We start from the raw sequence: 25,488 nt of genomic DNA, 5'->3' as shown, positions 1-25,488 counted from the left end.
GTGACCACGTGTCGATCGCGTCCGGTTCGGACGTATCCTGGAGGGCATGGCAAAGGCGCAGGCGGCGAGCAAAGAGGACAAGAAGGCCGCGAGGAAGGCCCGTAGGCAGGCAAGCAAGGAGCGCATCACGCAGCTCTGGCAGGCCTTCCAGATGCAGCGCAAGGAAGACAAACGGCTGATCCCGTACATGGTCGGCCTCTTCGTGCTGATCGTGGCGATCTTCGTGGTCATCGGCCTGCTGATCGGCTCTCCGTGGTTGTTGATCCCGCTCGGCGTCGTGCTCGGCATCCTCGCCGCCTTCCTGCTCTTCGGGCGACGCGTCCAGAAGACCGTGTACACCAAGGCCGAGGGCCAGCCCGGTGCGGCCGGATGGGCGCTGTCCAATATGCGCGGTCAGTGGCGAGTCCAGCAGGCCGTCACCGGCACCTCACATCTCGACGCCGTGCACCGGGTGATCGGCAAGCCGGGTGTGATCCTCGTCGGCGAGGGCTCCCCCGCCCGCGTGAAGACCCTTCTCGGACAAGAGAAGAAGAAGGTGGCCCGCGTCGTCGGTGATACCCCGATCTACGAGATCATGGTCGGCAACGACGACGGCCAGGTGCCGCTGTCCAAACTCGAACGTCACCTGAACAAGCTGCCCGGCAACATCGATCGCAAGCGGATGGAAACCCTCGAGGGCCGGCTGTCGGCGCTCGGCAGCCGCCAGCCGGGTCCGGGTATGCCCAAGGGTCCGATCCCGGGCAACGCCAAGGTGCGCAGCATGCAGCGCACCGCGCGCCGCCGGGGCGCCTGAGCGTCCACCCGCCCCTCGATGGGCCCCGCAGTGAGTGATGACCGGATCGGCGCACCGATCCGGCAACTCCCGCGTCAGCGCGTGTGCACCATCGCCGTGCCGGTGGCGCGGTCATGCAGGGCGCGGCCGTTGTAATCGTTCATGAGTGCGGGCACCAGGAACACGATCAGCACCTGACGCGCCAGAGCCCGGATCGGCCCGACCGACGCGATCGGCACGGCGCCGGCCACCTCGTCGGCCATCCGATCGGGTCCGTGATCGACGCGGGCCACCCGGATCCCCACGGCGAACTGGCCGGGCGTGAATCCGAAGAGCGTCACCGAGACCACGCCGATGACGAACCAGACCGCGAGGACCGCCAGGCCGAGGTTGGGTGAACCGAAGCTCACGAACAGCAGGGCCAACCCGCCGCCGATCAGCCAGTCGATGAGCAGTGCGAGGGTGCGCGGCCAGCCCCCGACCAGGGAACCCGGCCCGCACTCGGGCAGCCCGAGATCGGCACCGCGGTACTCGAGATCGACGGGCCGGCTGGACTGTGGACCCGACAACCACGATCCGGTGGCGCGTCCCATCAGCAGATCACCTCCGCCGGTGACGTCGACGTGGCGATAGGACGGGAACAGAACTCCGGATCGTGCATGAGTCCCATGGTAGAGGCCTGATTGTGGGCCCGGCCGCCGCGCCCGATCCCGCCCGGGGTTGGTCCACGAGGGCAATGAGGGGGATCCCTTTCCCCCCGCGTGGTCGATACGGAATAGTTGCACTGGGTACGACGCCCCGACCGCCAGATCCGCGTAACACACGAGAAACATGGCTTTGACGTACGGGCAACGTCACGTCCATACGGTTCAGTCTGAGATCCGCTGTCGCCTCTCGAAAGCGGACCAGGCGTGTCAGGTCACGCTCACGCGGCCTGACCCCGACAACATGAAGGAGTCACCGCACGGTGTACAGCAGCAACGAAGAACTTCTCGAGGGCATCAAGTCGTCGGGTGTCGAGTACGTCGACATCCGCTTCTGCGACCTGCCCGGTGTGATGCAGCACTTCTCGATTCCCGCCTCGGCGTTCGACGAGTCGGTGTTCGAGGACGGTCTGGCGTTCGACGGATCGTCGGTCCGTGGATTCCAGTCGATCGACGAGTCGGACATGATGCTGCTGCCCGACCCGGCCACCGCGCGGATCGACCCGTTCCGCAAGGCCAAGACGATGAACGTCAGCTTCTTCGTCCACGACCCGTTCACCCGCGAGGCCTACAGCCGCGACCCGCGCAACGTCGCCCGCAAGGCCGAGGACTACCTCGCCTCCACCGGCATCGCCGACACCTGCTTCTTCGGCGCCGAGGCCGAGTTCTACATCTTCGACTCGGTCGCCTTCGACTCGCAGATGAACGGCACCTTCTACGAGGTCGAGTCCGAATCGGGCTGGTGGAACTCCGGTTCGCCGACCGATCCGGACGGCAGCCCGAACCTCGGCTACAAGGTCCGCCCCAAGGGCGGGTACTTCCCGGTGGCCCCCTACGACCACTACGTCGACCTGCGCGACGAGATGTCGTCCAACCTGACCAACGCCGGTTTCGAGCTCGAGCGCGGTCACCACGAGGTCGGCACCGGTGGCCAGGCCGAGATCAACTACAAGTTCAACACGTTGCTGCATGCGGCCGACGACGTTCTGCTGTTCAAGTACATCATCAAGAACACCGCATACGCCAACGGCAAGACGGTCACCTTCATGCCGAAGCCGCTCTTCGGTGACAACGGCTCGGGCATGCACGCCCACCAGTCGCTGTGGAAGGACGGCAAGCCGCTGTTCCACGACGAGGCAGGCTACGCGGGCCTGTCGGACCTGGCGCGTTACTACATCGGCGGCATCCTGCACCACGCCCCGTCGCTGCTGGCCTTTACCAACCCGACGGTGAACTCCTACAAGCGTCTGGTGCCCGGCTACGAGGCCCCGATCAACCTGGTCTACAGCCAGCGAAACCGCAGCGCCTGCGTGCGTATCCCGATCACCGGCAACAACCCGAAGGCCAAGCGCCTCGAGTTCCGTTGCCCGGACAGCTCGGGTAACCCGTACCTGGCCTTCGCGGCGATGATGATGGCCGGTCTCGACGGCATCAAGAACAAGATCGAGCCGCACGAGCCCGTCGACAAGGACCTCTACGAGCTCCCGCCGGAGGAGGCCAAGGGCATCCCGCAGGCCCCGACCTCGCTGTCGGCGGTCATCGACAAGCTCGAAGAGGATCACGAATACCTCACCGCCGGTGGCGTGTTCACCGAGGACCTCATCGAGACCTGGATCGCGCTCAAGCGCGAGAACGAGATCGAGCCGGTGCAGATCCGTCCGCATCCGTATGAGTTCGCGCTCTACTACGACTGCTGACGCGGACGGTCGGTGACCCGGCCGCATGCACGGAATCCAATGGCCCACCGGCATTGCCGGTGGGCCATTCGGCATCCGGATGCGAGAGAATCGTCAAAATCCCGGCCGTTACGTCAACTGTGTGTGAAGGATCCCACGCGGGACCTTTTCCTCTCACGCAATCACAGCGCAGGCCGTAACCTTTCCCACATGTCCCGTATGCTTTTTGTTGAAGATTTGGCTCCCGGTGATCGCATCAGCGTGGACGGCGTTACCGCTGTCGTGCGCAAGCAGGTCCCGCATGGAACCGACGAGCGCCTCGTCGAACTCGTCCACAGCTCCGATGATCGCGAGCAATTCGTTCTCAAGACCGGCTCAAAAGTCGAAGTTCTCTGACGAATTCGCCGGCGTTTCGCACACGCCGAGTTCTCCCACAGAACCACAGAACATGACGAGACCGTCTTAGGGTGAGGCCATGATCCGCATACTCATCCGCACGCTCGTGTATCTGATCTCGGCGGCCATCGGATTGTTGGTCGCCACCGCGGTGCTCGACGATATGACGATCCACTGGGCCGGATTTCTGCTCGCGCTGGTGATTTTTTCTGCGGCACAACTGATTCTGGGACCGTTCATCACCAAGTTCGTCGCCAAGAACGCCGAGGCGCTGCTCGGTGGGGTCGGGCTGGTGTCCACCTTCGTCGCCCTGCTGCTGACGCAGTTGCTCCCCGTCGGTGACGGCATCTCGATCACCGGCATCCCCACCTGGATCGCCGCCACCGTCATCGTGTGGCTGGTGACCGCGCTCGCGACTCTCGTCGTTCCCTTCTTGCTCGCCAAGGCCGGCATCCGCGAAGCCCGCGAGAACGCGTCCGACGCCAAGAACTGACCACCACTCACCCGCGGCCTCCGATCGGCGCAACGATCCCCAGTGGTTCGACGCGCCGAAGCCGTCGACGGGGCATCCAGGTTGCCCATGCGACCAGTGCCGCGCAGGCGAGGAGCACCGCGGCGCCGGTCCACGCCGCCGCCGACATCCCGCTCACATACGCGGCACGTGCCGCGTCCACCACTGTTGCGGCGTCGCCGGGCGGCAGCGAATGAGACTGGGCGACGGCACCGGCGAGACTGTCCGCCGCCGCCCCCGATCCTGCCGCGGAGGGGAACGCCGACCGATACACCACGCTCACGACACTACCGAGCACCGCGATACCGAGCGCGCCGCCGAGTTCGCTGGTGGTCTCCAAGAGTCCGGCCGTGGCACCTGCGCGTTCCGTCGGGGCGAGACCGACGACATGATCGGCCACCACCGACGTCGTCGCGACGATCCCCGACGCGAGCAGTGCCGATCCGACGAGCGCCGTGATCAAGGTGTGTGTTCCGGAGAACGCGAGCACCACATATCCCCCGACCCCCACGAGTAGCCCGCTGATCATCACCACGGGCCTTCCCATGCGTGCGGCGGCGCTCACCGCGACCGGCGCGGCGACGGCAACCGCCACCGTCGGCAGCACACTCCACACCGCGGCCCGCAGCGGACTGTAGCCGAGCACCGACTGCAGATACTGGGTGACGATCACCGAGTTGCCGAGCAGCGCGAACATGCACACCAGATTCGTCGTGACCGACACCGCGAACCGCCGTTGTGCCAGAAGCCCGAGATCGAGCATCGGTACCGTCAGACGCTGCTGGCGAACAACGAAGGCACACAATGCCACCACACCGACGACCAGCATCAGGCCACGCTGTGGTGACCAGCCGTTCGCGGCCAACTCCTTGAGCGCGTACACCGTCGGCAGCACACCGGCCAGCGCCAGCACCGCGCTGGGCAGGTCGACGTGCCGCCCGGCCACCGCCGTCGCCCCGGGAAGCACGAACGGCGCCACGATCAGCAGCAGCGCCATCACCGGCAGGTTGATCAGGAAAACCGATCCCCACCAGAAGTGCTCGAGGAGTAGTCCGGAGATGATGGGGCCGACGGCCACTCCGCCCGCCAGCACGGCATTCCAGGTCGCGATGGCCTTGGCCCGGCGCGCGTCGTCACCGTCGAAGACGTACTTGATGAGGGCCAGCGTGGTGGGCATGAGCGTGGCACCCGACATCGCCAGGACGGCGCGCGCACCGATGAGCATCGCCGGCGAAGAGGCTGTCGCCGCGAGGACGGAGGCGGCGCCGAATCCCGCTGCGCCCCACATCAACAGCCGTCGGTGCCCGACCCGATCGGCCACCGACCCCATGGTCAGCAGGAGCCCGGCGAGAACGAAGCCGTAGACATCGAAGATCCAGAGTTGTTGCACGGGAGAAGGATTGAGGTCGGCCGCGATGTAGGGCACGGCGAAGAACAGCACCGAGACATCCATCGAGACGATCAGCATCGGTAGGCAGAGGATCACCACCGACAGCCACGGGGAACGAGAGGTCATGAGAACAACTCCTTTCTGCGTATGACACATACTGTTTATGTCATATCCAGATGATAGGAGTTATCTGCGTACAGCACAAGCAATTAGTACGATGGAGGCATGCCCTCATCCGACGACGCGGACGTCGCCGCATCCCTCCCGAGATCGATCGCAGCGTTGTGGGGTCGTTCGGTTCCGACGACCAAACGCGGCCCGAGACCGGCGCTGACCGTCCGAGACATCGCCCGCGCCGCGGTGTCGGTCGCCGACGAACGGGGGTGGGAGGCGGTGTCGATGAAGGCCATCGCCGACGCCGTCGGGCTGAGCACCATGGCGTTGTATCGCTACGTCGACAGCAAGGCCGACATCATCGACCTGCTCGTCGACGAGGCATACGGCCCCGCCGACGACGCGCTGGGCACTCGCGGAACCTGGCGCGAGCGCATCGGCGAGTGGGCCATGACGGCTGCGGCGGACCTACGACGACGGCCCTGGCTCACCGAGATCCCGATGTCGCGGCCGCCGGTGGGCCCCAACGTCCTGTCCTGGACCGAGGCCGGCATCCGCTGCTTCGACGGCACAGCGCTCTCGGGTCAGCACAAGATGAACGCACTCCTGCTCGTCGACGGTTTCGTCCGTCAGACCCTCCGGCAGGCGACGCAGATGGGCCTGCTCGGCAGCGCCCGCCCGGAATCCCCGTCGGCGATGAGCTATGAGGAGATGGTCGTCCACCTCATCGACGACACCCACTATCCCGCGCTGCTCGGTGCGGTGGGCGACGCCCGGCTGACCGACGACAACGACGACTTCGTGACCGAGCAACTCGAATTCGGGCTCGAGGTGATTCTCGACGGACTGGCGCACACGATCGAGCGCGCGTGAGCCATCCACCAAACGATCAGTCGCGATCGGCCGCCAGGTCGGCGAAGAGCGCCTGATTGTGGCCGAACGCCCCGATCGCCTCGTCGACGAGACGGTCGACGCCCTCGGCATCGAGGGGCAGCGCGTCGAGGCTGTCCCGGTAGGAATCCTTGTAGCGCTTGAGCTTGTCGATGTCGAAGGCGTAGAAGGTCAGCGCGGCGTCGTCGACGCCGTAATGCTGACGCATCCGGTGCGCGACGACCTGTCCCCCGCTGAGGTCGCCGAGGTACCGCGTGTAGTGGTGGGCGACGTAGCGAGCCGGGTCGACCGCGGTGGCCTCGATCGCCGAAACATAGCCCACCACCGCCGGCGAAGGAGTGAGGGCATCGACGTCCACACCCAGGGCGGTGAGATCGGCCGTCAGCCGCGGGACCCGCCGTAGCCTCTCGTCACGGACCGCGTCGGCCACCGGGTCACCGGCGAGCCGATCCCCGACATCTTCCAGAGCGCGATAGACGAACAGCAGTTGCTGCGCCAGCCCGGCGTACGCATCGACATCGAGTCGGCCCGACATCAGGTCGTCGATAAACGGGGAACTCTCGGCCTGCTCATGTGCCACCGCGGTGGCCGCACGCAGCCGCGCGGACACCGTGGCCGGGGGGACCGTGGCGGGGGGATCGGAAATCGACGTCATGATGCACCTTTGATACCACCCTGGGCACGACGGAGGAAAGGTGTGGCAAACCTGATCACACCACCAGCCCCCGGCGCGGACGGTCAGGCGGCCACCAGGGTGACCACCACACCCCGATGGTCCGACCCCGACACCGAGAAAGTCCGCACCGAGGTCGCAATGAACCCGCGCACGATCACGTGATCGATCGCCGCGAGAGGTCGGTCACCGAATCGATCGGTCGGGAAGGTCGGGCGCCATCCGGCCCCGGCCTGGGAGGTGGTGTCGGCGAATCCGTCGGTCAAGAGGTCTCGGCACTGCACGTGATCCCAGGTCGCGTTGACGTCGCCGGCCACGATCACCGGGCCGTCGGGCAAAGCCTGGAGTTGCGCTTTGAGCAGGCCCATGTCCTGCGCCCAGTCGCCGGCATGCCCGCTCAACGGCGCCGGCGTGTGCACCGCCAGCACTCTCGTCGACCGCGCGCCCGGGACCGGGGTACGTGCGGAGAGGTTGTTGAGCACCATGTTGGGGATACGCTGCTCGTCGGTAAGTGGCCGACTGCTGAGCAGGACGGTGCCTGCGGCCTGCGGTCCCGGAATCGCGTACTCATACCGAAGTCGTTGTGCCAGCGCACTTTCGCGGACCCGGGCGAGTGCCTCCGGGGTGACCTCCTGCAAGGAGACGAGGTCGGCGTCCGCAGCGGCCGCCGCGACGTCGTCGACGTTGCCACCGCCGAACTGAAGATTGGCGGTGACCACGGTGAAACGGTCACCGGCGGGGGCGGTCTGGGACACCCAGAGCGGTCCTTGCGTGAAGCACAACACCGCGATCGCGACGACCGTCAGCGCCAGCGCCACCCACCGCCGAAGCACGAGGAAGAACACGAACGCCGCCACGCCGGTCACGATCGTCAGCGGGACCAGTGCGGTGGCGTAGATCGCATAGGTGCCACGGGAGGTGAAGAAGTGTAGAAAGTCGGCGACGCCGGTGGCCGCGAGCAGGATCCATCCGATGGTGATCGCGACGAAGGCAAGCAGTCTGCGCACTGCTAGGCCCCGAAGACCTTGCGCACCACGTTCTTTGCCCGGCGGGTCACCCGCAGGTAGTTCTCCAGAAACTCCGCCGCCTGATCCTCCGGCCAGCCGGCCGCAAAAGCGATCTGCCGCAACTGCTTTCCGGGCGCCGGCAGTTGATCGACCGGCTTACCACGCACCAGGACCAGCGCGTTGCGGGCCTTGGTCGCGGTCAGCCACGCCTGTTTGAGGGTCGCGACATCGTTCTCCCCCAGCAGTTCCGCAGAACCGATCGCGTCGAGGGTCTGCAGGGTCGAGGTGTTGTGCAGGGACGCGTATCGGTGGGCGTAGCGCAGCTGCATGAGCTGCACGGTCCACTCGACGTCGGCAAGACCCCCGCGTCCCAGTTTGGTGTGGGTGGCCGGGTCGGCGCCACGCGGCAGCCGTTCGGAGTCGACGCGGGCCTTGATCCGCCGGATCTCACGCACCGCCGCCGACGACACCCCGCCGGCCGGGTACCGGATCCGGTCGGCCATGTGCAGGAAGTCGATGCCGAGTTGATTGTCGCCGGCCACCTGATGGGCCCGCAGCAATGCCTGGATCTCCCACGGCTGGGCCCACTGCTCGTAGTACGCCTCGTACGCCGCCAGGGTGCGCACCACCGGCCCGTTGCGCCCCTCGGGACGCAGACCGGTGTCGACCACCAGGGGCGGATCCTGACTGGGCGAACCCAGCATCGACCGGACCCGTTCGGCAATGCTCTGCGCCCAGCGCACCGCGACCTGCTCGTCGGCGCCGGGTTTGGGCTGGCAGACAAACAGCACGTCGGCGTCGGAGCCGTAGCCCAGCTCCAGTCCGCCCAGACGTCCCATACCGATGACCGCGATGAGCGCCGGCGCCTCCGCGCCCCGTTCCGCTTCGGAGGCGTTGGTGGCCACGGTGAGCGCCGCGTTGAGGACCGCGGCCCAGATGCTCGACAAGGCGTGGCAGACCTGCGGCACATCCATCATTCCCAGGACGTCGGCCGAGGCGATGCGGGCCAGCTCGGCACGGCGGTGCGACCGTGCCACGGCGACAGCCCGCTGCAGATCGGTCTGGCGCACCGCGGAGGCGACGAGGCCCTTGGCCACGTCCTCGGGGCGGGCCTCGCAGAGTTTGGGCCCGTTGGCCCCGTCGGAGTAGAGGTGGATGACCTCCGGCGAGCGCATCAGCAGATTCGCGATGAACTCGGAGGTCCCCAACACCTTCATCAGGCGTTCGGCGACCACACCGTCGTCGCGGAGCAGCCGCAGGAACCAGTCGTTGTCCATCTCCTCACAGAGCCGGCGGTAGTTGAGCAGTCCGGCGTCCGGGTCCGGGGTGTCGCCGATGTGCTCGAGGAGTTGCGGCAGGATCAGCAACTGCACCTGACCGCGTCGCCCCGGCGCCGATGCGAGGGCCCGGATGTGGCTGAGCGCCCGCTCGGGCTGTGCGTAGCCCAGCGCGGCCAGACGCCTCTCGGCGGATTTGTCGCTGAGCGTCAGTTCCTCGGGGTTGAAGCGGGTCGCGGCCTCCAACAGCGGCCGATAGAAGAGTTTCTGGTGCAGCCGACGCACCCGCAGCGCCTGGTGTTTGATCTGGCGACGCAACACCGCCGTGGCGTCCAGGTCGCCTTCGCGTCGGATGTGGGCCGCGCGCGCGAGCCACCGCATGCTCTCGTCGTCGTCGAACTCGGGCAGCAGATGGGTCCGCGTCATCTTCTGCAGCTGGAGTCGATGTTCGAGGAGCCGCAGGAACTGGTACGACGCGATGAGGTTGGCCCCGTCGTCGCGTCCCACGTAGCCACCGGCGGTCAGCGCCTCGAGCGCGTCGACGGTGGCGCGGACGCGGAGGTTCTCGTTGACCCGGCCGTGCACCATCTGCAGCAGTTGCACGGCGAATTCGACGTCACGCAGGCTGCCGCTGCCCAGCTTCAGGTTGCGTTCTCGTTCGTCCTCGGGGACGAGTTCCTCCACGCGGCGACGCATCGCCTGCACCTCGTGCACGAAGTCCTCGCGTTCGGCCGCCTGCCAGACGAGCGGGTTGATCGCCTCGTAGTACGCGTTGGCCAGTTCCAGGTCGCCGGTCATCGGCCGGGCCTTGAGCTGGGCCTGGAACTCCCAGGTCTTGGCCCACCGGTCGTAATAGGCGATGTGTGATTCGAGCGTGCGGGTCAGTGCCCCGGCCTTGCCCTCCGGGCGCAGCGCCGCGTCGACCTCGAAGAACGCGAGCGATCCGACCCGCATCAGCTCACCGGCGATGCGGGCCGAGCGGCCGTCGGCGGGTTCGCTGACGAACACCACGTCGACGTCGCTGACGTAATTCAGTTCGCGCGCACCGCATTTGCCCATCGCAATGACTCCGAGCCGAACGGTCAACGGCGCGTCACCGCACACCTCTCGGATGGCCACCGCCAGTGCGGTGGTCAATGCCGCGTCGGCGAGATCGGCCAGGAACGCCCCGACCTCGGGGAACCACATCACCTGCTCGTCCTCGACGGTGGAGGCGACGTCGTGCGCGGCGAGCTGCAGGATCAGGTCACGGTAGGCCAGCCGCATCGCCACAACCGCCTTGGGCCCACTGAACCCGGCCCGAAAGACCTTGTTGCCCTTCTCCAGTTCACCGGGTTCGGCCACCGCGTCGACCGACGCCAGCATCGAGGAGTAGATCTCGTCGAGGCTCGGGAGCGTGTCGGAGATGAGCGTGCGCCACGACGACGACTCGGCGACGAGGTGATCGCCGAGGGCGTCGGAGGAACCGAGAATCCCGAAGAGCCGCCCTCGAAACCCCTTGTCCGCCCGCAGCAAGGTATCGATCTCATCCCAGTCGCCCGGCGCGGCGGCGGCACGGAGCCGGGTCAGCGCGCGCAGGGCCAGATCGGCATCGGGCGCCCGCGACAGCGCCCACAGCAGATCGATCGACGTCTCCGAATCCCACCCCAACTCGGCCAGGTCGGCGGGCGCGGACGAGTTGAGCAGACCCAACCGCCCGGCGCTGGGGACGGCACCTCGACCGTGGAGCGATGTCACCCCACGAAAATAACGCCCCGCACGCCGGACACCGACGCCGGTCCCCCTTCAGCGTGTCTGCCGAACTGCGCGCCGGTTGCCCGATGTGCCGGGCGCACCGGCGTCACAGCGGCAGGTAATTCCTCAGTTCGAACGGTGTGACCAGGCTGCGGTAGTTGGTCCATTCGGTCCACTTGTTGCGCAGGAAGTACTCGAAGACGTGCTCGCCGAGGGCTTCGGCAACGAGTTCGGAGGACTCCATCGCCTGCAGCGCGTCGGCGAGGCTGCCGGGCAGTTCCTTGTATCCCATGGCGCGACGCTCCGCCGGGGTCAGCGCCCAGACGTCGTCCTCGGCCTCGTCGGGGAGTTCGTAATCCTCGGCGATGCCCTTGAGTCCGGCGGCGAGCAGGACCGCAAAGGTGAGGTAGGGGTTGCAGGCCGAGTCGGGGCTGCGCACCTCGACGCGCCGCGAGGACGCCTTGTTGGGGGTGTAAAGCGGCAGGCGGATGAGCGCCGACCGGTTGGCGCCGCCCCAGGTGGCCGCGGTGGGGGCCTCACCGCCGTGGATGAGGCGCTTGTAGCTGTTCACCCACTGATTGGTGACCGCGCTGATCTCGGCGGCGTGATGCAGGATGCCGGCGATGAACTTCTTGCCGGTGTCGGAGAGCTGCATCGGATCGTCGGGGTTGTGGAACGCGTTGGTCTCGCCCTCGAACAGGCTCATATGGGTGTGCATCGCCGAGCCCGGGTGATCGCTGAACGGCTTGGGCATGAACGTCGCCCAGGTGCCCTCGTCGATGGCGACCTCTTTGATGACGTAGCGGAAGGTCATCACGTTGTCGGCCATCGAGAGCGCGTCGGCGTAGCGCAGATCGATCTCCTGCTGCCCGGGTGCACCCTCGTGGTGGGAGAACTCCACCGAGATGCCCATCGATTCGAGCGCCTCGATGGCATGTCGACGGAAGTTGGGCGCCGCGTCGTGGACGGCCTGATCGAAGTAACCGCCCGAATCCGCCGGGGTGGGCACGCTGCCGTCCAGCGGCGCGTCCTTGAGGAGGAAGAACTCGATCTCGGGGTGGACGTAGCAACTGAATCCGAGATCGGCGGCCTTGTTCAACTGCCGGCGCAGCACGTGCCGGGAATCCGCCCAGCTCGGGGTGCCGTCGGGCATCGCGATGTCACAGAACATGCGTGCGGAGTGATGACGGCCGGCCGAGGTGGTCCAGGGCAGGATCTGGAAGGTCGACGGATCCGGCTTGGCGATGGTGTCGGCCTCCGACACCCGCGAGAACCCTTCGATGGCCGAGCCGTCGAACCCGATCCCTTCGGAGAACGCTCCCTCGAGCTCTGCCGGCGCGATCGCGACGGACTTGAGATATCCCAGAACGTCGGTGAACCATAGCCTCACGAATCGGATGTCGCGCTCTTCGAGGGTCCGGAGCACGAATTCCTTTTGGCGATCCATGACCGCCGACATTAGGGATGCCCTGTTAAATCCGTGTTACGTTCACAAGTCGAACGCAACATCCTGCAACTTTCGACATCTCGTCTCGCGATTCGGACGACTGTTCTCTCATCGTGGAACATGGCCCTGGGCGTCATGGACCACGGCCGGAAGCGATCCGCCCGGCCGATCAGCTCGTGATTCGCGCCGAGCGCCGAGGCGCCGATGTGACCAAACCCATAGGCGACGGCGCCCTGTGGGTGAACGTCGGGTGGGACAATGAGTTGTCCCACCCGCCCGGGTACCTGCCGACGCAGGACTCGAGGAAGAAAAGAGACAACGATGTCCGACGTTTCCATCTACGGTGCGTCCGCACCGGCCACTCCCGCAGATTCCGGCGCCGCACCCGCGCGCCGTCGAGTCACCCGCGTTCATCACCTCGCCCAGATGAAGGCCGAGGGCGAGAAATGGTCGATGCTCACCGCCTACGACTACTCCACCGCGCGAATCTTCGACGACGCCGAGATCCCGGTCCTGCTCGTCGGCGACTCGGCGGCCAACGTCGTCCTCGGTTACGACACCACGATCCCGGTCAGCACCGACGAACTCATCCCGCTGGCGCGCGCCGTGGTCCGTGGCGCACCGCATGCCCTCGTCGTCGCCGACCTCCCCTTCGGCAGCTACGAGGCCGGCCCGCAGCAAGCCCTCGAGACCGCGGTGCGCTTCTTCAAGGAGACCGGCTGCCACGCAGTCAAACTCGAGGGCGGCGAACGCGTCGCGGATCAGATCGCCACACTGACCGCCGCCGGCATCCCGGTGATGGCCCACATCGGGTTCACCCCGCAGAGCGTCAACGGACTCGGCGGTTTCCGCGTCCAGGGCCGCGGCGACGCCGCCGATCAGACCATCGCCGACGCCATCGCAGTACAGGAGGCCGGAGCCTTCGCCGTCGTCATGGAGATGGTCCCGGCCGATCTCGCCGGCCAGATCACCCGCAAGCTCACCATCCCCACCGTGGGTATCGGCGCGGGCAACGAGACCGACGCACAGGTCCTCGTCTGGCAGGACATGGCCGGGTTCACCCACGGCCGCACCGCCAGGTTCGTCAAGCGCTTCGCCGACGTCGGCGGTGAACTCCGTTCGGCCGCAGCCGAATACGCCGACGAGGTGCGCCGCGGAGTCTTCCCCGGCCCCGAGCACAGCTACTGAGTTCCCCGATACCACCATGACGATGCCCGCCGTGATCGGCGGGCATCGTCATGTCGCGTTCGGTGATCTTCGGGGATTTCTCAGCGGGTGGACAACCACTGACGCAGGCCGGGTTCGAGCGCAGGATTCTCCAGTAGATGCGGATGCAGTTGCGGCGCGTTGTTGGCCATGTGGACCAGCACGTGTCGAGGGGTCTGCGGGTCACGTGCCATCCGGACATCGCCCGGCAACGCGGCCGGAGCCGACGGTGCCGGCGTCGCATGCGGGACCGGAGCAGGAGCCGGGCGCGGTGCACCTGGCGACGCGGGAGGCGGGGGCGACGCGGGAGGCGGGGGCGGCGGCGGTGGCGGCGCGGCTCCGATGGGCGGCCCCGCCGTCGGCGCCGGGGCGGGCGGCATCTGACCGTACGGAGACACCGGCGGCATCATCCCCGGCTGCATCGAGCCGGGCGGCATCGCAGTCGGTGACATCCCGTTGGGCGGCATCGAGTTCTGGTTTCCGGGTGCTTGCAGCTGCCGAAGTCGGCGGGCCACCATCTCCCGGTTCTGCCACAGCCACTTCCCCGCCGCGATCGCCGCGATCAGGACGATGATGCCAATGATGTAACCGATGCTCCCGGAGATGGAGTAGCTTCCGCCGCGGCGGCGGGCCAGGACGTCGACCGCTGCCGGTCCGGCCAGATGCATGTGTTCGATCATCGGCGACTGGTGGTCCTTTCCGCGCCTCGGTTCGCTTTCGCGCATCGCACGTTACGGCAGTCCGACGCCCACACCCGGTTCGTCCGCCCGGTTTCATCCGGTCGGACGAACTCACATCGCACCGTGATGTACGACCAGGACGTCGGTCGGCGCGCGATGGGTCGCACATCGATGCCCTAGGGTCGAGACATGCGCGAGTTCTATCCGGAGATCGAGCCCTATGCGTCGGGACATCTGGGCACCACGGACGGTCAGCAAATCTATTGGGAGACCTCCGGTAACCCGGACGGCAAGCCGGTGGTGTTCGTCCACGGTGGTCCGGGTGGCGGGACCGCGCCGGATCAACGCCGGTTCTTCGACCCGGCCAGGTACCGGATCGTGCTGTTCGATCAGCGCGGATGCGGAAAGTCGCGACCCCACATCGCCGACGGTGCCGACCTCGCCGTCAACACCACCCCCGGACTCATCGCCGACATGGAGGCGTTGCGCGAACACCTGGGCATCGACCGCTGGCAGGTCTTCGGCGGCTCGTGGGGCTCCACACTGGGCCTGGCCTACGCCCAAACCCATCCCGATCGCGTCACCGAACTCGTCCTGCGTGGCATCTTCCTGCTGCGCCGCAGCGAGATCGACTGGTACTACAACGGCGGCGCCGCCCACATCTACCCCGACGAGTGGGAGTCCTACCTCGCCCCGATCCCGGAGGCCGAACGCGACGGCGATCTCGTCGCCGCATATCACCGACTGCTCGCCTCCGAGGATCGGAGCATCGCGGCGACCGCCGCGCGGGCCTGGACCGGATGGGAACAGGCGACGAGTTACCTGGTACCCAAGCCGGCGGAGGCGGCCGCGGCCAAAGAGGACGCCGGCCCGCGGTTCGACATCGCCTTCGCCGCCATCGAGAACCACTACTTTGTGCACCACGGTTTCCTCGACGACGGACAACTGCTGCGCGACATCGATCGCATCGCCGACATCCCGGCCGTGATCGTGCAGGGTCGTTACGACGTGGTGTGCCCCATGCGCAGTGCGTGGGATCTACACCGGGCGTGGCCGTCGGCGACGCTGCACATCGTCGACGACGCCGGACATGCCTCTTTTGAACCGGGGATTCGTCATCATCTGATCGAGGCGACGGACGGCTTCGCCGATCGCTGAGCCTGCGACGGCCACCACGATCCACCGCATAGACTTCGGATATATCTGTTTTCTCGACAGGAGGACCCGTGGCCGCTGAGCAGGTCGAAGTTGAGCTGAAGTTCGATGTCGAGGCCGGCATCGTCGCCCCGGATCTGCGGGCTCTGCCGGGAGTGGTGAGTGCACGCACACCCGAGACCTTCACCCTCGACGCCACCTACTTCGACACCGACAACCTCGATCTGGCGGGCAACCGGATCACCATGCGCCGCCGCACCGGCGGGCACGACAGTGGGTGGCATCTCAAGCGGCCCACCGACATTCCCGGTGCCCGCAAGGAACTGCGGATCGGATTCGACGAGGCCCCCGCCGACGGTGACATCCCCGACGCACTGATGCTCCCGGTGCTCGCCCTCACCCGCCACCGCAGCCTCATCCCGGTCGCGGTCATCTCGACCACCCGCACCATCACCACGCTGCTCGGCGTCGACGACGTCGAACTCGCGGAGTTCGCCGAGGATCACGTCACCGCCCGGTCACTGCTGCCCGGCGGCGACATCCAGCAGTGGTCGGAGTGGGAGTTCGAACTCCTCGCCGGCGGCACCCCACGACTACTGAAGGCCGCCCACAAGCACCTCCGCGCGGCGGGTGCACACGAGCCGTCGAGTGCGTCGAAACTCGCGCGGGCGATCGGCTCCACCCCGGTCCACTCCGAGCCGCGGCTCGGAAAGCGCCCCACCGCACTGGAACTGGTCGTCACCGACCTCGCGATTCATCGCAACGCGTTGATCGCCTACGATCCCGAGGTGCGCGTCGACGCCTCCGACGCGGTCCACCAGATGCGGGTGGCCACCCGCCGCATCCGCAGCATCCTCAGCGGATTCCCCACCGTGCTCGACCCGGACCGCACCGGCCATCTCAACGACGAATTGCAGCTGCTCGCACGCATTCTGGGCGAGGCCCGGGACTCTGAGGTCCAACTGGAGATCGACACGAACCTGCTGCGTGGGCTCGAACCGTCCGAAACCCTGGCGGCCGCACTCACCGATACCGAATCGGCCATCCACGATCGGGCGATCCGGGCCGCCCACGCCGCGATGAACTCCCAGCGGTACTTCACACTCCTCGACGACATCGACGCCCTGATCACCGACCCGCCGGCCGGCCCGGACGCCGACATACCCGCATCGTCGGCAGTCGGTGCCGCGATTGCCAAGAACCGCAAGAAGATTCGGAAGGCGCAGGCCGAGTTGGCCTCGCTCACCGAGGGTTCGCACGAATGGCAGGAGCAACTGCACGTGATCCGCAAGCGGGCCAAGAAGCTGCGCTATGCCACCGATGCCGGAGAACCGCTGCAGATCAAGAAGTATCAAAAGGTTGCCGCTGTCGCGAAGAAGATCCAGTCGGCACTCGGCGATTACAACGACACCCGCATCAACCGCGCCCGGCTGAGCGAGATCGTCGACACCACCACCACGCTCAGCGGGCGGGACATGTTCCTCCTGGGCCGGATCGACACGCTCCAGGAGGCCGCGGGCGAACGTGCCCTGGCCGCGTATCGCACGGCCGCGAAAGCGCTGTAGCGCAACGACTCCGCGTCAGACGACCGGCGCGAACCCGACGGTGCGGCGCGTCGGATCGGCGGTGGTCAGCCGCACCGTGATGCGCGTGGCCTGCGGCGGCGTACCGTCGCAGCGCGCCATCACGGCCGGGTCGTCGATGAAGATGCGCGCAGGCTTCTTCGCTTCCGCGGCGGACAGCACGACCGCATCGAATCGGTCACCGACGCGGTCGGCGAGCACCATCGCCTCGGCCAGGTCGATGCTCTCCCGGTCGGCGGCCGAGCCGAGGGCGTCGGCCGACCGCAGCACCTTGGGCAGGGCGGGGAGCGCGCGGATCACCCAGTCGGGCACCGGTTTTCCGGCGGTGACCGCCAGGCACACCTCGGTCGCAAACCGGTCCCCGAGGCGGCGGAGCGGAGCGGTGACGTGTGCGTAGACCCCGCCGATCGCCGCGTGCACCATGGACTCCGGGGCCGCGTCGGTCGTTTCGGATCCGGTCAGGGCGAGGTATCCCGACCCGCGCATGAGTCCGCCCGCGTGGGACATGAGCGCGAGGGTCGTCGGCTCGTCGGGCGGCAGCGACGCCAGGAATTCGCCCGGAGTCGCCTCCGCCGGCCACGGAACACGCAGGGCCGCGGCGGTGGCACGAAGGTCGGTGACCGATTCGGCCGGTGCGGGCGGCAGGGTGCGCAGCAATCCCACGCCGTGGGCGGCCATGATCTGTCCGGCGCTCATCCCCGTCAACAGTGAGACCTGTGAGTTCCACATGTCCGCCGCGGTGTGCGGAGCGAGCCGCAGACTCCACCCGGCGGCGTCGCGCACCACTTCCTGATCGGGCAGGTCGAGTTCGATCGCACCGCGCGACAACGCAACCCGACGGCGCAGCTCGCCGAATCGCGGCAGGTCGACGATGGAGGGATGCAGCGCCCCTGCGGCGGCGTCGGCGGTGACCTGCTCGTAGTCGAGACGGGCCGCCGACCGCACGGTCGCGCGTCGGACGTCGACATCGGTGACCTCACCCGCTCCGGCCACCGCGATGGTCCACAGCACTGCCGGCCGCGTCACCTCCGGCAGCAGCGAACCACTGCCCTCCGACAACACCCGTGGGTGCAGCGGCACCGATCGGTCCGGAAAGTAGATCGTGGAGCCGCGGCGGCGGCTTTCCTGATCGAGCGCCCCCTCCGGCTCGATCAGGGCCGCGACGTCGGCGATCGCGTAGCGGACGACGAAGCCGTCACCGACGGCCTCGATGTGGACCGCCTGATCGAGATCCATCGAGCCGGGAGGATCGATCGTGACGAAGGGGATATGCGTGTCGTCGGTGCGTTCGTCGGCGTGCCGGTCGACCGCGTTCTCCGCCTCGTCGAGTGCGGCCTCGCCGTAATCCTCGGAGACACCCAGTTCGCCGCGGATCGCGTCGAAATCGATATCCGGCGCGGAGAATCTGCGTTGCACTCCCCGACCCTAACCGCGGCGCCGCACCGGTTCCACGGAATCCGGCGTACGCCATCTCGTTGACGGCGCTGCCTCCCTCGTTGCCGGCGCTCTCGTGTTCGGCGACAGCACCTATCAGTCCCCGATTGCGCCCGGCGTATCCTGTACGGGCGAACGAGTCGGCCGGGCGGCCGCGGCGCATGGGACGACCAGTCACTGGAAACGCCAGGCGCCGAGGAAAGTCCGGACTCCACAGAGCAGGGTGGTTGTCAACGGCAACCCGGGGTGACCCGCGGGACAGTGCCACAGAGAACAGACCGCCGACCGCGAGGTCGGTAAGGGTGAAACGGTGCGGTAAGAGCGCACCAGCGATGCGGGTGACCGCGTCGGCTCGGTAAACCCCACCCGGAGCAAGGCCGAAGCACGGACCGCAGGGTGCGTGTGCGCGGGTGTTACGAGGGCTGCTCGCCCCAGCCCGCGGGTGGGCCGCTTGAGGTACCCGGCGACGGAGTGCCCAGATGGATGGTCGCCGCCGACCTATGGTCGGAACAGGATCCGGCTTACACGCCGACTCGTTCGCCCTTCCCCGAGCCGCCGCTGCGCCGATTCTGGGCGCCGTCAACGACACGGCGAGCGCCGTCGACAACATGGCGAGCGCCGTCAGTGCAGAACCGAGCGCCGTCAGCGCAGATGGGCGGTCTCGTTGACCGACCGCACAACGGCACCACCGTCCGGGAAGAACTCCGTCACCGACACCGACGCGAGGTCGAGGTGCAATCGGAAGAGCAACTGTGGGCCGACGTCGAGCGCATGCCGCAGCAGTGACTTGATCGGCGTCACGTGCGACACCACCACCACGGTCTGACCGGGGAACTGTGCGAGTAGCCGTTCTTTGGCGGCGATGACACGCTCGGCGGTCTGGGTGAAACTCTCGCCCCCCGGTGCGGGCACCGACGGATCGCCGAGCCACCGCGCGTGGATCTCCGGGTCACGGGCCTTGGCCTCGGAGAACGTCAGGCCCTCCCACGTGCCGAAGTCGTTCTCGACGAAGCCCTCGTCGACGATGACCTCACCGCCGACGCGATCGACGATGGCCTGCGCGGTCGCCCGCGTCCGCTCCAGCGGCGAACTGATGACAGCGGCCACCTCGGATTCCAGCGCGATGCGTTCGGCGGCACCGGCGGCCTGGGCGACGCCCAGCCCGGTCAGTGCCGGATTACCCCGCCCCGAGTAGCGGCGCTCAACCGACAACGGCGTCTGTCCATGCCGCACCAGCACCAGGCGGGTGGGTGCGGCCATCTGTCCCTGCCAGGAGGGAGCGCTCACCGGCCGGGTGCTCACAGACCGGATTCGTGGGTACGGATGAGGATCGCACCGCACTCCTCACACCGGATCACCTCGTCGGGATCGGCGGCACCGATCGCCGACAACGTGCCGCGGTCGAGCTCCATCCGACAGGCACCACAGCGCCGCGCCCGCAGCAGACCGGCACCGACCTTGCCCGCGGCCCGCTGGCGGTCATAGATCGGCATCAGTTCGGTGGGCACCTCGGCACCGATGTCGGCGCGCCGGGCGTCGAGGGCCTCCCGATCGGCGGTCACCGTGGCGAGCGCCTCCTCGCGCCGACCCTGCAGGGCCGCGAGCTCGGTCTCGAGATGCGCCACGGTCGCCGAGGCGCGCTCCTGCTCCGCGACCACGGCCTCCTGCCGTTCCATCAGCTCCAGCAGATCGTCCTCGAGCACCTGCCGGCGACGTCCGAGTCCGGTCAGCTCGTGTTGCAACTCCGAGAGCGCCTTGGGGGCGAGGCCTCCGGCGGTCAACAACGCCGAATCCTTCTGCTCCCGATCCCGCATACCGGTGATCTCGCTGTCCATCTTGCGATAGTCCCGATCGAGGTCCTCGGCGGAGATCTCCGCGCGCACCAGATCGTCGCGGGCGGCGTCGATGCCGCGCGTCGCCTCGGCGATCTCGGCATCCTCGGGCAGATTGCGGGCGCGGTGGTCGAGCCTCGCCAGTCCGGCGTCGACATCGGCCAACTCGAGCAGGAGTCGTTGCCGGGCGGCATCGACCTTCATCGGGTGTCTCCTTGTGTCATGGAAGTTGTGTCATGGACGTTGTGTCATGGATGCGGTGTGTCATGGATGCGGTGTGTCATGGATGCGGTGTGTCATGGATGCGGTGTGTCATGGATGCGGCGTGTCATGGACGTGGCAGCCTCCCGGGCCGCCCTCGTCTGTCTGGGTGAACGTTCACGCTACGCGCCGCGACGTCACGGTGCGCAAACGGTGAACGGATCCGTGGGAGTGGTGTACACCTCGACCGCCGATCCGGTGGCCGCGGCGATCAGTGTGGCGGCCTGAGCACACCACGGGAATTCGGTGGCCCAGTGTCCTGCGTCGATGAGCACCGGCCCACCGGCGCGCAGCGACTCGTCGACGGGATGGTGCCGGAGGTCGCCGGTGAGATACGCATCGACGCCCGCGCGGCGCACCGCGTCGAGCAAGGAGTCGCCGGCGCCACCGCACACCGCGACGGTCTCGATCCGGCGGTCGGGGTCACCGGTGGCCCGCACACCCCACGGCGTGCCCAACACCCGGGCGGCGTCGGCGGCGAACTCCCCGACCGTCGCCGGCTTCGGGAGTCGCCCGATCCGTCCGAGTCCGAGTTCAGAAGGCAGTGACGCCATTTCGATGACGTCGAAGGCGGGTTCCTCGTACGGGTGCGCCGCACGCAGGGCGGTGAGCACCGCGGCCCGCAGACCCCGGCGCGCCACCATCTCCACCCGCGCCACCATCTCCACCCGTGCCTCGTCGACACGCTCGCGCACCCCGATCTCACCGATCGTCGGATTCGCCCCGTCGCGCGCCTCGAACTGCCCGACGCCGACCACCGTCCACGCGCAGTCGCGGTAATCGCCGATCTGTCCGGCGCCGGCGGCGAACATCGCCTCGCTGACCTGTTCGGCATTGCCCTCGGGCACCATCACCACCCACTTGTCGAGGCGAGCAACGGGTTCGGTTTCGACGGGCCGGGTGTCGAGGAGACCCAGGGCGTCGGCGAGCGCGTCGGAGACACCGGGGCGAGCCTTGTCGGCGTTGGTGTGGGCGGTGAACAGCGCGATCCCGGCTCGGATCAGGCGGTGCACGATGCGGCCCTTGGCGGTGTCGGCAGCCACCGATTCGACGCCGCGCAGCAGCAGCGGATGGTGCGCGAGGATCATGTCGTATCCGCCGGCGACCGCCGCATCGACGACGTCGTCGGTGACGTCGACGCATACCAGGATCCGACCCGCTGATTCGGCGCGGTCCCCGCACACCAGACCGACGGCGTCCCATGTCTCGGCCAGATGTGGTGGATAGGCCGCCTCGAGCACCTCGACGACCGCACCGACCGTCACCGGCACATCCTCATGAACGGCCAACGGAGATCTCCTCTCGCGCCCGCTCCAACGCCGTGACGAGACGGTCGACCTGGTCGGCCGGCCGCACCGCCAACCGCACATGGTCGTCGCCGAGACCGACGAAATTCGCAGCGCTTCGCACCGCAATACCGTTGTTGCGCAACGACTCCCGGATGGCGAATGCGTGCGGTAGCTCGATCAGGACGAAGGGCGCCGACGGCGGGGCACTCACCGACACCCCGATCTCGTCGAGCCGCCGCACCAGATGGTCACGCTCGGCGCGAACCGCGATGGCCTGCTCGGCGCAGAACCGCACCCCCTGCTCGGACACACACGCGGCCAACGCGGCCAGCGCCGGCGATGACAACGGCCAGGCCCGCCGCCCCGATTGCAGGCGGGCCAGCAGGTCCGGCGCACCCAGCAGATAACCGGCCCGCAGCCCCGCCAGCCCGAAGGTCTTGGTGACACTGCGGACGACGATCACGTCATCGAACCGACGATGCGCCAGGGACTGGGGTTCGGTGCGCCCGCTGATCGGGTCGATGGTCAGGTCGGCGAAGGCCTCGTCGACGACGAGCACCCGACCCGGACGACGCAGCCCCGCCAGCCCGTCGGCGTCGTGCAGCATCGACGTCGGGTTGGTCGGATTGCCGACGACCACCAGGTCCGCATCGGGGGGAATGCGGGACGCGACGTCGACATCGATCGGTTGCGCCGGGTCGATCACGACCTGCGTCACCGCGATCCCCGCGGCACGCAGCACCAATTCGGGTTCGGTGAACGACGGCTGCAGGAGTGCGGCGTGGCGCACGCCGAGTTTCGGCAACAACTCGAAGCCGTCGGCGGCACCGGCCAGCAGCATCACCTCGTCGGTGGCACGTCCGTGCACATTCGCGATCGCCGCGCAGGTCCGCGCGCTCGCCGCGTGCGACGGGTATCGGGCCAGGTCATCGAGGGTGACCCCGATCGCCGACCGCACGAACGACGGCGCCGGGCCGCGGACGTTGACGGCGAAGTCGAGCATGCCGTCGCCGGCCTCCTGATCGCCGTGGCGGTCGAGTGCGTGCAGCCCCGATGTCATACCGTCAGAGACTACGTGCACCATGGACGGGTGATGTCCCGGCCAGACCCAGAGTCGTCCACCACCGAGCGACCCACGACCACCGAGCCCTGCCATGCCGCAGAACCACCGAGCGCTGCAGGGTCTCCGAGCGCTGCGGGGTCACCGAACCCTGCCGACCCGGGTACCGTCCTGCTCGTCGACCTCGACGGCACGATCACCGACAGTTTCACCGGGATCGCCAACAGTTTCCGACACGCACTCGCCGAGGTCGGTGCGCCACCGCCACCCGAGAGTGTGGTCGCCGGCGTGGCCGGCCCCCCGATGATCGACACACTGATGGCGCTCGGTCTCGACGAGGAGACCGCCGATGCGGCGATGCGCGCCTATCGTGCGCGCTACACCGACGTCGGCTGGCTGGAGAATGCGGTCTTCGACGGTATGGCGCAACTGTTGGCCGACCTGTACGCCGCCGGACGCACACTGGCCGTCGCGACGTCGAAGAACCAGAACACCGCGCGGGCCATCCTGGATCACTTCGGGCTCTCCGCCAACTTCCGGGTGATCGCCGGTGCCAGCGATGACGGCACCCGGCGTCACAAGTCCGACGTGATCGCCCATGCGCTGGCACAATTGGGCATACCGCTCGACCCGCAGACACACCGACCGCAGCAACCGGCGGTGATGATCGGCGACAGATCCCACGATGTGGAAGGTGCTGCCGGATTCGGCATCCCGACCGTCATCGTGGGCTGGGGGTATGCCCTGCCCGGCGAGCGCGACGCTGCCTCTTGGAGCGTCGAGTCGATGGAAGATCTGCGCGAGGTACTCGGTGTCTGACCTACTCCACGTCTGTTTCGTCTGTACCGGCAACATCTGCCGTTCCCCGATGGGACAGAATATTTTCGCCCAGTCGCTACTCGACGCCGGCCTGTCCGACCGCGTCGAGGTGAGCAGCTGCGGAACCAGCGGCTGGCATGTCGGCGAGGCCGCCGACAACCGTGCCCGGACCGAACTGCTCGCCCACGGCTACCCCGACGGTCACGTCGCCGCCCAGCTGGGCCCGGAGCACATCGATGCGGACCTGTTCGTCGCCGCCGACGCCGGGCACGTGAAGGAACTCGAACGTAAACGGCTCGGCGATCGGACCCGACTGCTGCGAAGTTTCGACCCGGCGGCACCCGCCGACGATCTCGATCTGTCCGATCCGTACTACGGCACACCGGAGGATTTCGCGGTCACCCGCAGCCAGATCGAGGCGGCGATGCCCGGACTCCTCGACTGGGTCCGGGACCGCCTGGGCGACTGAGACGCCCGGCGATCAGGCCGTTCGTGCGTGCTCGGCGACCCGTTCCGAGAGGGTGAGGTCGTGCACGAACCGCATCTTCTCGACGACCGGTTCGGCCAGCACGAACGGATACAGGCCACTGTGCCCCATCGATCGATTGATCTGGTTGAACGCCCAGATCGTCGGTAACCAGCATGCGATGAGCCGGTCGAAATCCGCGACGTCGGCGGGCGTCTCGTCGAGTGCTGCCTCCGACGGCGCCATCGCGAAGCGCGCCGCGGTGTCGAGGGTGTCGCGGATGTGCAGGTAATGCGCGAATGTCTCGGCGAAATCCTCCCGCGGATGCATCGTCGCGTACCCGGACACGTGACTCGCCGACCAGTCGCGCGGAGCACCTCGGGAGTGGTGACGACGCAGCGCGGCGTCGTAGTCGGCATCGGGATCACCGAACAGCCGCCGGAACTCGGCCGCCCGGGCCGGATCGGGGGCCCCGTCGACGAGCACCATCTGGTAGTAATGCCCCAGCTCGTGGCGAAAGTGTCCGATCACCGTGCGGTAGCGCTCGGCCAGTTCAACGCGCTGACGTTCCCGATGCACCGGATACCCTTCGGCCAGATCGAGGGTGATCACACCGGCGCAGTGCCCGGTGATCACCGACACATCTCGGCTCGACAGGAGGTCGAAGGCGAGTCCGGAACGCGGATCATCGGCGCGCGCGACGATCGGCAGGCCCAGTTCGGACAATTCCCAGATGACTCGGCGCTTGGCGGTTTCGACCTGCCCGAAGACTGCCACCGCGCGGACGTCCTCGTCGCGGGGGCGGGTCCGGGTGAGCCGACAGGACGCGCACAAGGCGCTGCGCTGATCCTTCGGCACCAACCAATTGCATTGCGCACGAACACTGTTGGCGCATCGACGAACACTCGTCCCAGCGATGACGGCGTGCCCGGAACCATCGAGCAGCACCATCGTGCCGGCGGCCGGCCAGAATCCCAGCGCGCTCCCGCAGTGCAGACACAGACTGTTCTCGAACGTCAGGCGCTGGCCGCACCGCCGGCAGAGAAAGTCACGCATCGGAACAGCTTAGTAGCGGCGTCGCACGAATCCGGGCACAACGCGCGGACCGCTT

Annotated in this window: 23 protein-coding genes and 1 other RNA gene; 11 read left to right on the top strand and 13 right to left on the bottom strand. The window is 67.6% G+C overall.

Annotation, left to right across the window (positions count from 1 at the left end):
• Positions 1-46 precede the first annotated feature (46 nt).
• On the top strand, positions 47-793 hold the full coding sequence (locus tag ACWETB_RS03415) for a DUF4191 domain-containing protein (protein WP_452209295.1): 747 nt from the start codon (positions 47-49) through the stop codon (positions 791-793).
• A 74-nt stretch (positions 794-867) separates the two neighbouring features.
• On the opposite strand, the gene ACWETB_RS03410 is transcribed toward ACWETB_RS03415, so the two are convergent.
• Positions 868-1,365, bottom strand: a complete 498-nt coding sequence (locus ACWETB_RS03410) for an RDD family protein (protein WP_449743738.1) — start codon at positions 1,363-1,365, stop codon at positions 868-870.
• A 374-nt stretch (positions 1,366-1,739) separates the two neighbouring features.
• On the opposite strand from ACWETB_RS03410, the gene glnA (ACWETB_RS03405) reads away from it, so the two are divergent.
• The 3 genes from glnA (ACWETB_RS03405) to ACWETB_RS03395 all read left to right on the top strand — a co-directional run bounded on the left by glnA (ACWETB_RS03405) (position 1,740) and on the right by ACWETB_RS03395 (position 4,041).
• Complete coding sequence (glnA, locus tag ACWETB_RS03405) at positions 1,740-3,173, top strand: type I glutamate--ammonia ligase (protein WP_452209292.1); 1,434 nt, start codon at positions 1,740-1,742, stop codon at positions 3,171-3,173.
• 189 nt (positions 3,174-3,362) lie between these two features.
• Positions 3,363-3,548, top strand: a complete 186-nt coding sequence (locus ACWETB_RS03400) for a hypothetical protein (RefSeq protein ID WP_348804146.1) — start codon at positions 3,363-3,365, stop codon at positions 3,546-3,548.
• Between the two features lie 79 nt (positions 3,549-3,627).
• Positions 3,628-4,041: a hypothetical protein gene (locus ACWETB_RS03395; RefSeq protein ID WP_449743739.1), complete on the top strand. Its 414-nt coding sequence runs from the start codon at positions 3,628-3,630 to the stop codon at positions 4,039-4,041.
• A 7-nt stretch (positions 4,042-4,048) separates the two neighbouring features.
• On the opposite strand, the gene ACWETB_RS03390 is transcribed toward ACWETB_RS03395, so the two are convergent.
• A complete protein-coding gene (locus ACWETB_RS03390; RefSeq protein ID WP_449743740.1) occupies positions 4,049-5,575 on the bottom strand; it encodes an MFS transporter in 1,527 nt (508 codons plus the stop codon).
• 99 nt (positions 5,576-5,674) lie between these two features.
• On the opposite strand from ACWETB_RS03390, the gene ACWETB_RS03385 reads away from it, so the two are divergent.
• Positions 5,675-6,436, top strand: coding sequence for a TetR/AcrR family transcriptional regulator (locus tag ACWETB_RS03385; RefSeq protein ID WP_449743741.1), 762 nt, complete (start codon positions 5,675-5,677; stop codon positions 6,434-6,436).
• 16 nt (positions 6,437-6,452) lie between these two features.
• On the opposite strand, the gene ACWETB_RS03380 is transcribed toward ACWETB_RS03385, so the two are convergent.
• The 4 genes from ACWETB_RS03380 to glnA (ACWETB_RS03365) form a co-directional block, all read right to left on the bottom strand.
• Positions 6,453-7,109 (bottom strand): biliverdin-producing heme oxygenase, encoded by a 657-nt coding sequence (locus tag ACWETB_RS03380; RefSeq protein ID WP_449743742.1) that lies wholly within the window; start codon positions 7,107-7,109, stop codon positions 6,453-6,455.
• Positions 7,110-7,192: 83 nt separating this feature from the next.
• A complete protein-coding gene (locus tag ACWETB_RS03375) occupies positions 7,193-8,134 on the bottom strand; it encodes an endonuclease/exonuclease/phosphatase family protein (RefSeq protein ID WP_452209289.1) in 942 nt (313 codons plus the stop codon).
• A 2-nt stretch (positions 8,135-8,136) separates the two neighbouring features.
• Entirely contained in the window at positions 8,137-11,148 is a 3,012-nt protein-coding gene (locus ACWETB_RS03370) for a bifunctional [glutamine synthetase] adenylyltransferase/[glutamine synthetase]-adenylyl-L-tyrosine phosphorylase (RefSeq protein WP_452209287.1), read from the bottom strand.
• Positions 11,149-11,251: 103 nt separating this feature from the next.
• Entirely contained in the window at positions 11,252-12,592 is a 1,341-nt protein-coding gene (glnA, locus tag ACWETB_RS03365) for a type I glutamate--ammonia ligase (RefSeq protein ID WP_449743745.1), read from the bottom strand.
• Positions 12,593-12,913: 321 nt separating this feature from the next.
• Here glnA (ACWETB_RS03365) and panB point away from each other — a divergent pair, with 321 nt between their 5' ends.
• Positions 12,914-13,780, top strand: a complete 867-nt coding sequence (gene panB / locus ACWETB_RS03360) for a 3-methyl-2-oxobutanoate hydroxymethyltransferase (RefSeq protein ID WP_449743746.1) — start codon at positions 12,914-12,916, stop codon at positions 13,778-13,780.
• An 80-nt stretch (positions 13,781-13,860) separates the two neighbouring features.
• Here panB and ACWETB_RS03355 read toward each other — a convergent pair whose 3' ends face one another.
• A complete protein-coding gene (locus ACWETB_RS03355) occupies positions 13,861-14,478 on the bottom strand; it encodes a variant leucine-rich repeat-containing protein (protein ID WP_452209284.1) in 618 nt (205 codons plus the stop codon).
• Between the two features lie 189 nt (positions 14,479-14,667).
• Between ACWETB_RS03355 and pip the strand changes: the two genes are divergently transcribed.
• Both pip and ACWETB_RS03345 read left to right on the top strand, forming a co-directional pair.
• Complete coding sequence (gene pip / locus ACWETB_RS03350) at positions 14,668-15,636, top strand: prolyl aminopeptidase (protein WP_452209282.1); 969 nt, start codon at positions 14,668-14,670, stop codon at positions 15,634-15,636.
• A gap of 68 nt (positions 15,637-15,704) precedes the next feature.
• Positions 15,705-17,198: a CYTH and CHAD domain-containing protein gene (locus tag ACWETB_RS03345; protein ID WP_452209280.1), complete on the top strand. Its 1,494-nt coding sequence runs from the start codon at positions 15,705-15,707 to the stop codon at positions 17,196-17,198.
• A gap of 15 nt (positions 17,199-17,213) precedes the next feature.
• Here ACWETB_RS03345 and ACWETB_RS03340 read toward each other — a convergent pair whose 3' ends face one another.
• Entirely contained in the window at positions 17,214-18,632 is a 1,419-nt protein-coding gene (locus ACWETB_RS03340; RefSeq protein WP_452209278.1) for an RNB domain-containing ribonuclease, read from the bottom strand.
• A 154-nt stretch (positions 18,633-18,786) separates the two neighbouring features.
• Here ACWETB_RS03340 and rnpB point away from each other — a divergent pair.
• Positions 18,787-19,190: RNase P RNA component class A (rnpB, locus tag ACWETB_RS03335), an RNA gene on the top strand.
• Between the two features lie 102 nt (positions 19,191-19,292).
• On the opposite strand, the gene ACWETB_RS03330 is transcribed toward rnpB, so the two are convergent.
• From ACWETB_RS03330 to cobC, 4 genes are all read right to left on the bottom strand, one after another.
• Positions 19,293-19,910 carry a histidine phosphatase family protein gene (locus tag ACWETB_RS03330; protein ID WP_452209510.1) on the bottom strand — a complete coding sequence of 206 codons (618 nt, stop codon included), beginning with the start codon at positions 19,908-19,910 and terminating at the stop codon, positions 19,293-19,295.
• 38 nt (positions 19,911-19,948) lie between these two features.
• Positions 19,949-20,686, bottom strand: coding sequence for a zinc ribbon domain-containing protein (locus tag ACWETB_RS03325; protein ID WP_348804159.1), 738 nt, complete (start codon positions 20,684-20,686; stop codon positions 19,949-19,951).
• Between the two features lie 194 nt (positions 20,687-20,880).
• The gene (locus ACWETB_RS03320) at positions 20,881-22,032 is read right to left on the bottom strand and encodes a Nif3-like dinuclear metal center hexameric protein (RefSeq protein ID WP_452209275.1); all 1,152 of its coding nucleotides are present in this window, start codon (positions 22,030-22,032) and stop codon (positions 20,881-20,883) included.
• Entirely contained in the window at positions 22,019-23,116 is a 1,098-nt protein-coding gene (gene cobC / locus ACWETB_RS03315) for an Rv2231c family pyridoxal phosphate-dependent protein CobC (protein ID WP_452209273.1), read from the bottom strand. The genes ACWETB_RS03320 and cobC overlap by 14 nt, the downstream gene beginning before the upstream one ends.
• Positions 23,117-23,125: 9 nt before the next feature.
• Between cobC and ACWETB_RS03310 the strand changes: the two genes are divergently transcribed.
• Positions 23,126-23,911 carry an HAD hydrolase-like protein gene (locus tag ACWETB_RS03310; protein WP_348804162.1) on the top strand — a complete coding sequence of 262 codons (786 nt, stop codon included), beginning with the start codon at positions 23,126-23,128 and terminating at the stop codon, positions 23,909-23,911.
• On the top strand, positions 23,904-24,380 hold the full coding sequence (locus ACWETB_RS03305) for a low molecular weight protein-tyrosine-phosphatase (protein WP_348804163.1): 477 nt from the start codon (positions 23,904-23,906) through the stop codon (positions 24,378-24,380). The genes ACWETB_RS03310 and ACWETB_RS03305 overlap by 8 nt, the downstream gene beginning before the upstream one ends.
• A 12-nt stretch (positions 24,381-24,392) precedes the next feature.
• On the opposite strand, the gene ACWETB_RS03300 is transcribed toward ACWETB_RS03305, so the two are convergent.
• Complete coding sequence (locus tag ACWETB_RS03300) at positions 24,393-25,433, bottom strand: zinc-binding metallopeptidase family protein (protein ID WP_452209270.1); 1,041 nt, start codon at positions 25,431-25,433, stop codon at positions 24,393-24,395.
• Positions 25,434-25,488: the final 55 nt, after the last annotated feature.

It is taken from the genome of Gordonia sp. NPDC003950, from assembly GCF_053605205.1.
The sequence above is the reverse complement of the archived record's forward strand: the minus strand, read 5'-3'. Positions and strand labels throughout refer to the sequence as shown.